We start from the raw sequence: 13151 nt of genomic DNA, 5'->3' as shown, positions 1-13151 counted from the left end.
GGGAATTAGCGCCCGGCTCAGCCGATGGTGTATATTCCACGCGCCGGTCTTTCCGGCACGGGGATCAATAGAAAGAGACAGCAAGCATGTACACAATCATCTTCACCATCGCGGCCTACCTGATCGGCTCGATTTCCTTCGCCGTCGTGATGAGCCGCGCCTTCGGCCTGTCCGACCCGCGCACCTATGGATCGAAGAATCCGGGCGCGACCAACGTGCTGCGCAGCGGCAGCAAGAAAGCAGCCATCGCCACGCTGGTCGGCGACTGTGCCAAGGGCTGGCTGCCGGTGTTCCTGGCGGTGCAGTTCGGCGACCGCTTCGGCATCGAGGACGGCGGCGTGGCATTGATTGCGATCGCCGTCTTTGTCGGCCACCTGTGGCCGGTATTCTTCCGCTTCGTCGGCGGCAAGGGCGTGGCGACCGCGCTCGGCGTGCTGCTCGGCCTGAACGTCTGGCTGGGCCTGGCGACCCTGGCGACTTGGCTGGTGGTGGCCTACGCCTTCCGCTACTCCTCGCTGGCGGCGCTGGTGGCCGCGATCTTCGCGCCGTTCTACTACGGCCTGCGGTTCGGCGCCAACGAAATCCTGTTCGCCGTCCTCATCATGAGCGCGCTGCTGCTGATCCGTCACGGCAAGAACATCGGCAACCTGCTGGCCGGCAAAGAGTCGCGCATCGGCAGCAAGGCCAACGGCGCCAAGCAGCCGGTCAAGAAAAAGTAAGCCCCACCATGATCTCGGCCAAACCGGGGTCAGACTCCAAATTTTGGCAATGTCTCGTTAGTCATTTCCAAAATCCGGAGTCTGACCCCGGTTTGTCGTTAATCAAACGACGGCGCAGTGGGTGCGCGCGCTGCCCGCTTTCCCTCGATGTGTCACCATATGGCCAATGCCGCATGGTTGCGGCGGCTATTCCAGGAAGGTGGTGAGTCGTGAGCAAGCAAATGAGAATTGATTTCGTGTCGGATGTATCGTGTCCCTGGTGCGCGATCGGCCTGAAATCGCTGGAGAAGGCGCTCGAGCGCGTCGCCGGCGAGGTGGAGGCGGACATCCATTTCCAACCGTTCGAACTGAACCCGGGCATGGGTCCCGAGGGCCAGGACATCTTCGAACACATCACTGAAAAATACGGGGCGACGCCGGCCCAGCAGGAACAGTCGCGCGAGATGATCCGCCAGCGCGGCCTCGATGTCGGCTTCACCTTCGACATGAGCAAGCGCGGACGCATCTACAACACCTTCGACGCGCACCGCCTGCTGCACTGGGCCGAGGGCCAGGGCGAGGGCCTGCAGCGTGCGCTGAAGGAAAAGCTGTTCGAGGCTTATTTCACGAAGGGCGAGGATCCCAGCGCGCGCGAGCTGCTGGTGCGTGTCGCCGGCGAGGCCGGGCTCGACCAGGAACAGGCGCGCGCCGTGCTGGAGTTGGACACCTACGCCGACGAGGTGCGCCAGCGCGAGTACTACTGGCAGCGCGCCGGCATCCGGTCGGTGCCGGCGATCGTCATCAACGAGCGCCACCTGATCTCGGGCGGCCAGCCGCCCGAGGTGTTCGAGCAGGCCTTGCGCCAGCTCGCCCAGCAGGAAGAAACGGTCTAGGTCACATCCAGGACGATCGGCTGGTGGTCCGAGGCCGCGGTCTCGGACTGCACGTTGACCTCCGCAATGCGCGGCGCGAGGTCCTCGGTCACGAAGAAATAGTCGTAGCACTCCGCACGGTCGGGCCAGGGATAGCCATGCAGGCCGGCCGTCGGCGCGCGCGCCATGCCGCCGTGGCGGACCGTCCAGGCATCGGCCAGGGCCAGGGCGCCATCCTCGGGAGGCGCCAGCAGCGCGCGGTAGTCGTCGGAGTCGGGCGTGAAATTGAAGTCGCCGCAGTAGATCGCGGTGCCGGGCCGGAAGCCCAGCTGGAAGGGCGGATCGAATTCGGGCTCCGGCTGGTAGATGGCGGCGCGGGCGCAGGCTTCCGCATGCAGTTCGCGGATGCGCCGGACCTGGGCGCGCCGCTGCGGCGGAGAATAGTACTCGAGATGGGTGGTCAGCACGCGCAGCTTGCCGCCGGGCGCGTCGAGCACGGTTTCGATCATCCCGCGCGGCATCCCGGCCGGATGTTCGGGAGCGGCCGGCCACGGCAGCATGTGGCGCTGGGCTTGGGTGATGCGGTACCTGGACAGCAGGATGTTGCCGAACTGGCGGGGCAGGTTGTTACGGTAGATTTCGCTCGGCGCGTGTTCGATCATGTGGTAGCCGCCGAGCGCGCCGCCGAGCTGCTTGAACTGGCTGGCGCTGGCGCTGCCTTCGAGCTCCGGATGGTTGGCAGCCACTTCCTGCAGGCAGATTACGTCCGGATTCAGCTTGCGCAGCACATCGATGATGGCGTGGATGCGGATGCGCCCGTCCTTCCCACAACCCCAGTGAATGTTCCAGCTGACTACGCGCATGTAGAACCTCCGTAAAACTCAACTGCCCGATATTGCCATCTATTCGGGCTGAAAGGTCACACGGTAGGATCGATATCAAGCTTGCAAGTTCACATTTCTCAGGCCGGTTCGATCTCGTCCAGCGGCCAGCGTGGGCGCACGTTGAAGCCGTAATCATGCGTCGCAGCCTGCGGATTCCGCTCCAGGCGCAGGGCGCCGGCGAAGGCGATCATGGCGCCGTTGTCGGTGCAGAATTCGAGTTCCGGGTAGTAGACCCTGAACTTCTTCTTCGCGGCCGCCGCGTTCAGCGAGGCCCGCAACTGGCGGTTGGCGCCGACGCCGCCGGCGATCACCAGCCGCTTCAGGCCGGTGTGCTTGAGCGCCGACACGCACTTGGCGGTCAGCACGTCGACGATCGCATCGACGAAGCCGCGCGCGATGTTGGCCTTGTCCTGCTCGCAGATGTTGGCGCGCAGTTGGCCTTCTTCGGCGCTGTTCTTCTTCACCACCGTCAGCACGGCCGTCTTCAGGCCCGAAAAGCTGAAGTTGAAGTCCTTCGAATGCAGCATCGGGCGCGGCAGCGTATAGGCTTCCGGATCGCCGAACTCGGCCAGGCGCGAAATCGCCGGGCCGCCCGGATAGCCCAGGCCCAGCAGCTTGGCCGACTTGTCGAAGGCTTCGCCGGCGGCATCGTCGAGGGTCTCGCCCAGCAGGGTATAGCGGCCGACGCCGTCGACCCGCATCAGCTGGGTATGGCCGCCCGAGACCAGCAGGGCGACGAAGGGGAATTCCGGGCGCTCGCTGGCCAGCAGCGGCGACAGCAGATGGCCCTCGAGGTGGTGCACGCCGAGCACCGGCTTGTCGAGCGCCAGCGCCAGGCTGCAGGCCACCGACGAGCCGACCAGCAGCGCGCCGGCCAGGCCCGGACCCTGGGTGTAGGCGATCGCGTCGATGCGCTCCTTCGGCAGGTCGGCCTTGGCCAGCACCTGCTCGAGCAGCGGCAGGGCGCGGCGGATGTGGTCGCGCGAGGCCAGTTCCGGCACCACGCCGCCGTACTCCTCGTGCATCGCGACCTGCGAGTGCAGGGCATGGGACAGCAGCCCGCGCTCCGTGTCGTACAGAGCCAGGCCGGTTTCATCGCAGGAGGATTCGACGCCGAGGACAATCATGGGGAATGGTGGTGGAAAAGCGGAATCCACCATTTTACCCCACCCATCAAGGCCGCTGCAGCAGCTCCTTGTGCGCACTGCGCAGCATCGCCTCGGTATCTTCCCAGCCGATGCAGCCGTCGGTCACCGAGCAGCCGTACTGCAGCTGCGACAGGTCTGCCGGGATCGGCTGGTTGCCGCTCACGATGTTCGATTCGATCATCACCCCCACCAGCGAGCGGTTGCCGTGCCTGATCTGCTGGATCACGTCCGACATCACCAGCGGCTGGAGTTCCGGCTTCTTGTAGCTGTTGGCGTGCGAGCAGTCGACCACCAGGTTGGCCGGCAGTCTGGCCTTGTTGAGCGCCTGTTCGGCGATCGCCACCGACACCGAATCGTAGTTCGGGCGCCCGCCGCCGCCGCGCAGTACCACGTGGCCGTAGGCGTTGCCGCGGGTGCGCACGATCGAGACCGTGCCCTGGCCGTTGATGCCCAGGAAGGAGTGCGGGCTGGACGAGGACAGCACGGCGTTGATCGCAATCTCGATGTCGCCGTCGGTGCCGTTCTTGAAACCGACCGGGGTCGAGAGGCCGGACGACATCTCGCGGTGGGTCTGCGATTCGGTGGTGCGCGCGCCGATCGCGGTCCAGGCGATCAGATCGCCCAGGTATTGCGGCGAGATCGGGTCCAGCGCCTCGGTGGCGGTCGGCAGGCCCATTTCGCAGACATCCAGCAGGAACTGCCGTGCGCGCTCCATGCCGACGTCGACGCGGAAGGAATCGTCCATGAACGGATCGTTGATATAGCCCTTCCAGCCGGTCGTGGTGCGCGGCTTCTCGAAGTACACGCGCATCACCAGCACCATGGTGTCGGCGACTTCGGCCTGCAGCGCCTTCAGGCGGCGGGCATAATCCAGGCCGGCGACCGGGTCGTGGATCGAGCAGGGGCCGACGACCACGAACAGGCGCTTGTCCTTGCGGTCGAGGATGTTGCGCAGCGTTTCGCGGCCCCGCATCACGGTGGTGAAAGCCTGGTCGGTCAGCGGCAGCTTCTGGTGCAGCTCGACCGGCGAAGGCATGGTCGCGAACGAGGTAACGTTGGTGTTTTCGATATCGGGCGTGATCAGCATGGCTAGACGTTTTTCTCAGCGTATGTATCAGGGGGAAGGGTCAGTCTAGCCGGAAAACGCATATGTTGCACTGCAATGCGTAAAAAATGACGGTATCCTGTCGCCATGCAGACCGACCATGACTCCACCAACGAACCCTTCCTCGCTGCCCGCTTCATCAAGGAGATCGGCCGCGGCGTGAAAGGCGCGCGCAGCATGACGCGCGAAGACGCCCGCCTGCTGTACGGCGCCATGCTGGACGGCCGCGTGTCCGACCTCGAGCTGGGCGCGATCCTGCTGGCCATGCGCATCAAGGGCGAATCGGTGGACGAGATCGCCGGCTTCATGGAGGCCGCGGAAGGCGCGTTCGCGCCGCTGCCGTCGCCGCCGGGACCCTGCGCGCCCGTGCTCATCCCCAGCTACAACGGTGCGCGCAAGCTGGCCAACCTGACGCCGCTGCTGGCCCTGCTGCTGGCGCGCGAAGGCGTGCCGGTGCTGATCCACGGCGTGCAGCAGGATCCGGGACGGGTGACCACGGCCGAGATCCTGGCCGAGCTGGGGATTGGCCCGACCGGCTCTACCGCCGACATGCTCGACGCCTTCGCGCGCCGCCAGCCCTGCTTCATGCCGATCGAGACGCTGGCGCCGAAACTGGCCCGGCAACTGTCGCTGCGCCGCATCCTCGGGGTGCGGAATTCGACGCATACCTTGGTAAAGATTTTGCAGCCCTTCGACGGGCCGGCGCTGCGCCTGGTCTCCTACACCCACCCCGAGTACCTCACGATGCTCACCGATTACTTCAGGAACGCGGCGCCGGCCGGGCGCGGCGATGCCTTCCTGATGCGCGGTACCGAAGGCGAGACGGTGGCGAATGCGAACCGCGCCCAGCAGATCGACTGGTTCCACGCCGGCGAGCAGACCCTGCTGGCCGAGCGCGATGCGCCGACCGACGAGCTGGCGCCGGCTCCGGAAGGGCGCGACGCCCCCGCCACCGCCGACTGGATCCTGCGCGCCCTGCGCGGCGACCAGGCGGTGCCTCCGCCGATCGCGGCCCAGGTGGCGCACTGCCGGCGCATCGCCGCGGCGCTGCGTACCGGCGCCGCGCGCTGAGTCATCTTCCCGGCGCCAGCCCTGGCGCCGAACCCATCCGTTTGTCCCGACTTGCCGGATTGCCGGCAGGATCGTGCACGCGCATTCATTGATTGCAAATGCAATTATTAAAATCGTAACTTCTGTGAATTAGAATAGTTATTCAAATTGCATTTAATTGTGTCATTTGAAACCTTGGCGTCGCTAAACAGTAGGATTGATCCTACAAAAATCTCAAAATATCTCAAAGATGTTTAAAGACAGCGCAAATCCACGTTTTTTTGCGCCTTTTTACGTAACAAAATGTATGCAAAAACACAACATCTCGTGAGATTTGGAGAGAAATAAATCATGATCAGCATCAAATAATCAGTATTATCGCCTTGCAGAATAGCAAAACGATACCGTAAGGAAAGTATTAAGGTTTCCTTGTTGAAACATCTTTCGGTGCGCATACCAATAGCAGTCCGGCGATCTTCGATGCCGTTTTCTCCAAATCCAAGGAAGACAGAATGAACAAGCACAGCCGCCTTATCCCGCACGGTTTCAAACTCGCTGTCATGGCCCTGGCCATCTACGGCGCCGGCAACGCCATGGCCGCCACCGCGACCGCGACCTCGAGCAGCACCGTCGTCACGCCGATCGCCATCACGAATACCGCCAACCTCTCGTTCGGCAACATCGCAGCGGGCGGCACCGCCGGTACGGTGACGGTCAGCCCGGACAACTCGCGCTCTGTCAGCGGCGGCACGATCACCGCAGGCGGCACCGCGACTGCCGCGCAGTTCAACGTCACCGGCCAGGCCGGCTTGACGTATGCGATCGACCTTGCCGGCACCTCCGCCTCGCTCACCAGCGGTGGCAACTCGATGACGTTCACCGCCATCAGCGACGTGACCGCCAGCGCGATCACCAGCGGCACCGTCGCCACCGGCACCCTGACCGGCGGCGCCCAGACGATCTACGTCGGCGGCACCCTGGCGGTCGGCGCCAACCAGGCTGCCGGCAACTACAGCGGCACCATCAACGTCGCAGTCAACTACAACTGAGGCGGGGAGGCAGCGGCGTAGCCCGTCCGTCATGATGCCACGCCGCTCCCGTCCCATCCTCATCGCCGGCTTGGCATCGATGTCGGCACTGTTGATGTCCGCCGGGCGCGAAGCCTGCGCCCAGCAGATCAACCTGAGCAATACCCGAGGTCTCGATTTCGGCCGTTTCGTGGCCGCTTCCGGCGGCACGGTGATCGTCAGCCCGACCGGCGGACGGTCGCGGACCGGCGCCGTGATCCTGCTGAACTCTCCGACGGCCAACCCGGCAACCTTTACCGTGAGCAAGAGCAGCAATGGCGGCACCAACAAGGCAGTCATCATTTCCCTGCCCGCCAACGGCAGTACCCGGCTCACCAGCGGAAGCAACAGCATGGCGGTAGACGCGTTCAACAGCTCCCCGGCGACGTTGACGAACGTCACGACCACCGGCACCACCCTGTCGGTCGGCGCGACCCTGACGGTGGCCGCCAATCAGCCCCCCGGGCTTTATTCCGGTTCATTTCCTTTGATTGTCAACTTCCAGTAATCCTGTCGCCGTCCCGGTTTCATCCCACGGCGCAGAAAGGAACTCCCATGGCTTTTCCCTCGTTCGCATCCGTTTTGAAGGCTTGCCTGCGCCAGCCGGTGCTCACCGTGCTGGCCTGGGCGCTGCTAACGGTGTTGCTGGCGCTGGCCCTGCCGGCGCGGGCCCAGCTGATGCTGCATCCGACCCGCATCGTCTTCGAAAAAAACCAGCGCGCCGCGCAAATCGAATTGATCAATAACGGCAGCAAGCCCGCCACCTACCGGATTTCACTGGTCAACCGCCGCATGACGGAGAGCGGCCAGTTCGAGGCGGTGGACAGCGCCGGACCCGGGGAATACTTCGCCGCGGACATGCTGCGCTTTTCGCCGCGCCAGATCACGCTCGAGCCGGGAACCGCCCAGACAGTGCGTGTGATGCTGCGCAAGCCGGCCGAGCTGGCCGAAGGCGAATACCGCTCGCACCTGCAGTTCGAGAAACTGCCCGACGTCGAAGGCAGCGCCAGCATCGAAAACCAGGGCAAGGGCGCGGACGGCAAGGGGATCGGCGTGGTCCTGACCGCGCTGGTCGGCGCCTCGGTGCCCGTCATCGTGCGCCATGGGGCCACCAGCGCGACCGTCAGCCTGGCCCGCCTCGTGCTGCAGAAAGACGAGGCGCAGCACCAGCTGCTCGCGCTGCAGTTCGAGCGCGAAGGCAGCCGCTCGGTGTATGGCGACCTGAACGTGACGTTCACGCCGCGCGGCGGTACACCGCAGACGCTGGCGCAGGTTGGCGGCATCGCCGTCTACACGCCGAACCGGGTGCGCCGGGCCGCGCTGCCGCTGGAAGTGCCGGCGGGCCTGGCGCTGGCGCACGGCACGCTCGAGGTGAGCTACCGCGAGCGGCCGGAGGCGGGCGGCAAGCTGCTGGCCCAGGCAAACCTGGAGCTGCCATGACGGGTGGATGGGGCAGCGGACGCTGATGTTGTTCAGGGCCGGATTTCTTTTCCTTGGATTGAGCGTGCTGCCGGGCTTGCAGCCGGACGCCGCTGCCGGGACGGAAGGGGCGGCCGCGGCGGCATCGAGGCCGGCCCGGAAAAACGAAGCGAACCTGATCCTGCTCGAAGTGCGCCTCGATGGCCAGGTATTGTCAGACGGCATTACCGCCTACGAAATCGGGCGCAGCGTATTCCTGCCGCTGGGCGAGCTGGCGCGCCTGCTGACGCTGGCGGTGCGCGTGACCGGAGAAGGGCAGGCCAGCGGCTACCTCCTGGCCGAAGAGCGCAACTTCAGCCTCGACGCCGGCGCCGGCATCGTGCATACGGCCGGCAGGGACGAACGGTTCGACCGATCCCGGGCCAGGGTCGAGGCCGAGGATATCTATGTCGACAGCCGCCTGCTGGCGCGCTGGCTGCCGGCCGACTTCGACGTCGACATGCCCAACCTGGCCCTGAAAGTGCGTCCGCGCGAGCCGCTGCCGCTGCAGGAGCGCCTGGCGCGGCGCGAACGCCGCAACCTGCCGGGCAACCCTGGCGGCCATGCCGATCCCGGCTATCCACGCCTGGCGGCGCCCTACCGGGTGGCCGACGTACCGTTCATCGACCAGACCCTGGGCGTCAGCACCGGCGGGGCGCACGGACAGCGCCGCAGCGACACTTCCTACACCGCCTACCTGACGGCCGACCTGCTCGGCATGGAAGCGGCGCTGTACGCGAGCCGCAGTCCCCAGGATCCCACGTCCGGCCTGCGCCTGACGCTGGGGCGCAACGATCCCGACGCCGGCCTGCTGGGTCCGCTGCATGCGCGCTCCGCGCTGTTCGGCAGCGTGGCCGTGCCGGGGATGGCGAACATCTCGGCCAGCAGCGCGACCGGCAACGGCGTCGCGGTGAGCAACCGTCCCCTGAACCAGCCGACCAGCTTCGACCGCCACACGCTGCAGGGCGACCTGCCGCCCGGCTGGGACGTCGAACTGTATTACAACGGGGCGCTGGTCGGCTTCCAGCAGTCGCGCCCCGACGGCAAATACAGTTTCGCCGACCAGCCGCTGGCCTACGGGCCGAACGAATTCCGGCTGGTGTTCCACGGGCCGCTGGGGCAGTTGCGGGTCGAGCGCCAGAGCTTCCTGCTCGAGGAGTCGGCGGTGCCGCACGGGCAGCTGTTCTACGACGTGGCCGCGCACCGCGACCCGTACGGACAAGCGCGCGCCCTGGCCCAGTTCGAATGGGGGCTGAACAGCTACCTGAACGCCACCGGCGGCTGGCAGCGGGCGCCGGGGCTCGACGGCAAGGAGCGCAGCTATGCCAGCGTTGGCCTGCGCAACTATTGGAACGCGTTCATCCTGAGCGGCGACGCGGTCCGGGCCGACGATGGCGGCAGGCTGGCTCAGCTAGCCCTCAAGACGCGGCTCGGCAATGTCGCCCTCTCGGCCAGCCGCGCCCGCCTCGATGGCCTCACCAGCGAGTTCTTCGCCCGCTCCTCCGATCCGGTGCGCACCCGCGACGCGCTGCGCGCCGAGGGGGCGGTCGCGCCGGGCGCAGGCCTGTTCCTCCCGCTCTCGTTCGAGATACAGCGCGACACGCTGGCCTCGCGCAAGGAAAACATCCTGCTCCAGGGACGCGTATCGGCTTACCGCGACGGCGCCGCGCTCAGCAACGCCTTGCGCTGGCAGTCGCTCGGCGGCGAGCGGGTGGCGGACGGCGTGCTGCAGGTGAGCCGCCGCGTGGCCGGCATCGGCCTGACCGGCCAGCTGCATTACCTGCTGGCCCCGGGCGCGGCGCTGGGCAGCGCCGCCATCTCGGCCGACCGCTACCTGGCCGATGGCTACCTGCTAAACCTGGGCATGACGCGCCTGTTCGATACCCGCGAATACCGCCTGACCGGGGCGCTGAACAAGAGCCTGGGCAGCTACGGGCTCGGGGTGAACGGTTTTTATTCGACCCGGCACGAGTATGGCGCCGGCGTGCAGTTCTTCATGGCGATGGGACTGGAGCCGCGCAGCGCGCGCGTACTCACCGAGGCGCAGCCGATGGCGAACATGGGATCGGCCTCGGTCCGCGTGTTCCTGGACAAGAACCTGAACGGCGTCATGGACGGTGACGACGAGCCGATCAGGGGCGCCGGCTTCACCGTCAACGGCGGCAACCACCTGGCCCGCACCGATGCCGACGGCATCGTCTACCTGGCGCGCCTGCCGGCCCACCAGAACGTCGACCTGGCGGTCGATCCGGACACGCTCGAAGACCCGCAATGGCAGCCGCAAGTGAAGGGCGTGCGCATCGTGCCGCGTCCCGGCAAGGTCCACCAGGTCGATGTTGCGGTGAGCCTCACCGGCGAGATCGACGGCACCACGTATTTCGTGAGCAAAGGGAAGAGCCGCCCGATCGGCGACCTGCGCCTGGAACTGGTCGACGGCAAGCGCAAGGTCGTGGCCAGCATGAGCAGCGCCTCCGACGGCTACTACGTGATCACCGGCGTGCTGCCCGGCGACTACCTGTTGAGGGTGGCGCCCGAGCAGCTCAAGCGCCTGGGGCTGTCGGACACCGGCATGCACATGATCACGATCAGGCCCGACGGCACGGTGCTGAACGGGCGCGATTCCTATGTGTTGCCCATGAGCGAGGGTTAGGCGGCATGTACAATCTCGTCTTTTGTGCGCGGCAAACCGCGTGGGATGGACGGGATGGCAAGACGATACGATGTGGCGGTGATCGGCGCGGGCGCGGCCGGCATGATGTGCGCGGCGGTGGCGGCCCAGCGCGGCAAGCGCGTGGTGCTGGTCGACCATGCATCGAAGCTGGCCGAAAAGATCCGCATCTCCGGCGGCGGCCGCTGCAACTTCACCAACATCAACGCCGGCTGGCAGAACTTCGTGTCCGAGAACCCGCACTTCTGCCGCAGCGCGCTGTCCCGCTACACGGCGCAGGATTTCCTGGCGCTGGTAAAGAAACACCGCATCGCCTGGCACGAGAAGCACCGCGGCCAGCTGTTCTGCGACGATTCCTCGGAGCAGATCATCCGCATGCTGAAGGACGAATGCGACGCCGGCCGCGTGGAGTGGCGCATGCCCTGCAAGGTGGCTGGCGTCGAAAAGACGGAGCAGGGTTTCCTGGTCAGCACCGACGGCGCGCCGATCGAGGCGGCCAACGTCGTGGTGGCCACCGGCGGCCTGTCGATCCCGAAGATCGGCGCCACCGACCTCGGCTACCGCATCGCCAAGCGGTTCGGCCTGAATATCATCGAGCCGCGCCCGGGCCTGGTGCCGCTGACCTTCGACGGCCCGAGCTGGCAACCCTTCGTGCCGCTGGCCGGGATCGCGCTCGAGGTCGAGGTCGAGACGGGTTCCAGGAAAGGGAAGGGTAATAAATACGGCCATTTCCGCGAAGACCTGCTGTTTACCCACCGCGGCCTGTCCGGCCCGGCGATCCTGCAGATTTCCAGCTACTGGCAGCCGGGCACGCCCATCGTGCTGAACCTGCTGCCGGAACTCGATGTGGCGGAAGAACTGATCGGCGCGAAGACGAGCTTGAAGAAACAGCTCGGCAATATCCTGTCGCAATGGCTGCCGGCCCGCCTGGCCGAAGGGCTATTGGTCGCCAATGGTTTCGCCCCGGACGCGCGCCTGCCGGACATGGCCGACGCCAAACTACGCAAGCTGGGCGATGCGATCAACCGCTGGGCCATCGTGCCGACCGGTTCCGAAGGCTATAAAAAGGCCGAGGTGACGCTGGGAGGGGTCGACACGCGCGAGCTGTCGCAGCAGACGATGATGGCAAACAAGGTGCCGGGCCTGTATTTCATCGGCGAGACGGTCGACGTGACGGGCTGGCTGGGCGGCTATAATTTCCAGTGGGCCTGGGCTTCCGGGGTGGCGGCCGGCTCCAGCATCGAATGATGTTTTGTGCTGCGTTTTCCGATGTGGCAATTGCGGCACATGATGAGAAAACCTACCACGACTCTTGAAAAGCTGTTAGAATTTCGTTCTTCCCTAAATCCAACGGTTTCATTTTTACATGACCACTATCCGCCTTAAAGAAAACGAGCCGTTCGAAGTCGCTATGCGTCGCTTCAAGCGCACTATCGAAAAAACCGGTCTGCTGACCGAACTGCGCGCACGCGAGTTCTACGAGAAGCCGACTGCAGAGCGCAAGCGCAAGCTGGCCGCTGCCGTGAAGCGTCACTACAAGCGCATCCGCAGCCAGCAACTGCCGAAGAAGCTGTACTAATTTCGTTCCTGTCTCCCCCGGTGACGGCCATTGCCAGTCCCGGCTTGCGAGACCTGAACATGTCGAAGCCCGCTCCGGTCGATGCCGCAGCGGGTTTTGCCTTTTTCTCTTTTTGAAAAATAATACCTCGGAGAATCCATGAGCTTGAAAGCACAACTGACCGACGACATGAAAGCCGCGATGCGCGCCAAGGAAAGCGAACGCCTGGCCACGATCCGCCTCGTCCTTGCCGAAATCAAGCGCAAGGAAGTGGACGAGCGCATCGAACTGGACGATGCCCAGGTCACCGCCGTCGTCGAGAAGATGATCAAGCAGCGCAAGGATTCGATCACCCAGTTCGAAGCCGGTGGCCGCCAGGATTTGGCCGACATCGAAAAGGCGGAACTGGCCGTGCTGTCGGCCTACATGCCGGCCGGCTTGTCGGACGAGGAAGTCGCCGCCGAGGTGCAGGCCGCGATTGCCGCTTCCGGCGCCGCCGGTCCGCAGGACATGGGCAAGGTGATGGGCATCCTGAAGCCGAAGCTGGCTGGCCGCGCCGACATGACGGCCGTGTCGGCCCAGGTGAAGAAGGCGCTGGCGGGGGCGTAAGCCTTGAGCCGGGACGCGGCTGTCGGCATGCTTG

The 13151-nt window shown here is 65.5% G+C and carries 13 protein-coding genes; 10 read left to right on the top strand and 3 right to left on the bottom strand.

Annotation, left to right across the window (positions count from 1 at the left end; genetic code table 11):
• The first annotated feature begins 86 nt into the window (after positions 1-86).
• Positions 87-719 carry a glycerol-3-phosphate 1-O-acyltransferase PlsY gene (gene plsY / locus AC3A6M_RS02290; RefSeq protein WP_487851114.1) on the top strand — a complete coding sequence of 211 codons (633 nt, stop codon included), beginning with the start codon at positions 87-89 and terminating at the stop codon, positions 717-719.
• 221 nt (positions 720-940) lie between these two features.
• On the top strand, positions 941-1591 hold the full coding sequence (locus tag AC3A6M_RS02285) for a DsbA family oxidoreductase (RefSeq protein ID WP_487851113.1): 651 nt from the start codon (positions 941-943) through the stop codon (positions 1589-1591).
• On the opposite strand, the gene AC3A6M_RS02280 is transcribed toward AC3A6M_RS02285, so the two are convergent.
• The 3 genes from AC3A6M_RS02280 to AC3A6M_RS02270 all read right to left on the bottom strand — a co-directional run bounded on the left by AC3A6M_RS02280 (position 1588) and on the right by AC3A6M_RS02270 (position 4686).
• Positions 1588-2433: an endonuclease/exonuclease/phosphatase family protein gene (locus AC3A6M_RS02280; RefSeq protein ID WP_487851112.1), complete on the bottom strand. Its 846-nt coding sequence runs from the start codon at positions 2431-2433 to the stop codon at positions 1588-1590. The two genes, AC3A6M_RS02285 and AC3A6M_RS02280, sit on opposite strands and share 4 nt — an antisense overlap.
• Positions 2434-2531: 98 nt before the next feature.
• Positions 2532-3581 carry a tRNA (adenosine(37)-N6)-threonylcarbamoyltransferase complex transferase subunit TsaD gene (gene tsaD, locus AC3A6M_RS02275; protein ID WP_487851111.1) on the bottom strand — a complete coding sequence of 350 codons (1050 nt, stop codon included), beginning with the start codon at positions 3579-3581 and terminating at the stop codon, positions 2532-2534.
• 46 nt (positions 3582-3627) lie between these two features.
• The gene (locus AC3A6M_RS02270; protein ID WP_487851220.1) at positions 3628-4686 is read right to left on the bottom strand and encodes a 3-deoxy-7-phosphoheptulonate synthase; all 1059 of its coding nucleotides are present in this window, start codon (positions 4684-4686) and stop codon (positions 3628-3630) included.
• A gap of 108 nt (positions 4687-4794) precedes the next feature.
• Between AC3A6M_RS02270 and ybiB the strand changes: the two genes are divergently transcribed.
• The 8 genes from ybiB (at position 4795) to AC3A6M_RS02230 (ending at position 13117) form a co-directional block, all read left to right on the top strand.
• On the top strand, positions 4795-5778 hold the full coding sequence (ybiB, locus tag AC3A6M_RS02265; RefSeq protein ID WP_487851110.1) for a DNA-binding protein YbiB: 984 nt from the start codon (positions 4795-4797) through the stop codon (positions 5776-5778).
• A 491-nt stretch (positions 5779-6269) separates the two neighbouring features.
• Positions 6270-6806, top strand: coding sequence for a DUF4402 domain-containing protein (locus AC3A6M_RS02260; RefSeq protein ID WP_487851109.1), 537 nt, complete (start codon positions 6270-6272; stop codon positions 6804-6806).
• 31 nt (positions 6807-6837) lie between these two features.
• Positions 6838-7332 carry a DUF4402 domain-containing protein gene (locus AC3A6M_RS02255; RefSeq protein WP_487851108.1) on the top strand — a complete coding sequence of 165 codons (495 nt, stop codon included), beginning with the start codon at positions 6838-6840 and terminating at the stop codon, positions 7330-7332.
• Positions 7333-7379: 47 nt separating this feature from the next.
• On the top strand, positions 7380-8264 hold the full coding sequence (locus AC3A6M_RS02250) for a fimbrial biogenesis chaperone (protein ID WP_487851107.1): 885 nt from the start codon (positions 7380-7382) through the stop codon (positions 8262-8264).
• 64 nt (positions 8265-8328) lie between these two features.
• On the top strand, positions 8329-10932 hold the full coding sequence (locus tag AC3A6M_RS02245) for an MSCRAMM family protein (RefSeq protein WP_487851106.1): 2604 nt from the start codon (positions 8329-8331) through the stop codon (positions 10930-10932).
• A 54-nt stretch (positions 10933-10986) separates the two neighbouring features.
• Positions 10987-12198, top strand: coding sequence for a BaiN/RdsA family NAD(P)/FAD-dependent oxidoreductase (locus AC3A6M_RS02240; protein WP_487851105.1), 1212 nt, complete (start codon positions 10987-10989; stop codon positions 12196-12198).
• 118 nt (positions 12199-12316) lie between these two features.
• Positions 12317-12529: a 30S ribosomal protein S21 gene (gene rpsU / locus AC3A6M_RS02235; protein ID WP_005665410.1), complete on the top strand. Its 213-nt coding sequence runs from the start codon at positions 12317-12319 to the stop codon at positions 12527-12529.
• Between the two features lie 138 nt (positions 12530-12667).
• The gene (locus AC3A6M_RS02230; RefSeq protein WP_487851104.1) at positions 12668-13117 is read left to right on the top strand and encodes a GatB/YqeY domain-containing protein; all 450 of its coding nucleotides are present in this window, start codon (positions 12668-12670) and stop codon (positions 13115-13117) included.
• Positions 13118-13151: the final 34 nt, after the last annotated feature.

The sequence above is a fragment of the Telluria sp. Soil_C_11 genome, from assembly GCF_057657395.1.
The sequence above is the reverse complement of the archived record's forward strand: the minus strand, read 5'-3'. Positions and strand labels throughout refer to the sequence as shown.

Coding starts and splice junctions, on each gene's coding strand:
- AC3A6M_RS02285 (WP_487851113.1), top strand. CDS start 941: ATGAGAATTGATTTCGTGTCGGATGTATCGTGTCCCTGGTGCGCGATC.
- ybiB (WP_487851110.1), top strand. CDS start 4,795: ATGCAGACCGACCATGACTCCACCAACGAACCCTTCCTCGCTGCCCGC.
- AC3A6M_RS02240 (WP_487851105.1), top strand. CDS start 10,987: ATGGCAAGACGATACGATGTGGCGGTGATCGGCGCGGGCGCGGCCGGC.
- plsY (WP_487851114.1), top strand. CDS start 87: ATGTACACAATCATCTTCACCATCGCGGCCTACCTGATCGGCTCGATT.
- AC3A6M_RS02260 (WP_487851109.1), top strand. CDS start 6,270: ATGAACAAGCACAGCCGCCTTATCCCGCACGGTTTCAAACTCGCTGTC.
- AC3A6M_RS02230 (WP_487851104.1), top strand. CDS start 12,668: ATGAGCTTGAAAGCACAACTGACCGACGACATGAAAGCCGCGATGCGC.
- AC3A6M_RS02250 (WP_487851107.1), top strand. CDS start 7,380: ATGGCTTTTCCCTCGTTCGCATCCGTTTTGAAGGCTTGCCTGCGCCAG.
- rpsU (WP_005665410.1), top strand. CDS start 12,317: ATGACCACTATCCGCCTTAAAGAAAACGAGCCGTTCGAAGTCGCTATG.
- AC3A6M_RS02255 (WP_487851108.1), top strand. CDS start 6,838: ATGATGCCACGCCGCTCCCGTCCCATCCTCATCGCCGGCTTGGCATCG.
- tsaD (WP_487851111.1), bottom strand. CDS start 3,581: ATGATTGTCCTCGGCGTCGAATCCTCCTGCGATGAAACCGGCCTGGCT.
- AC3A6M_RS02280 (WP_487851112.1), bottom strand. CDS start 2,433: ATGCGCGTAGTCAGCTGGAACATTCACTGGGGTTGTGGGAAGGACGGG.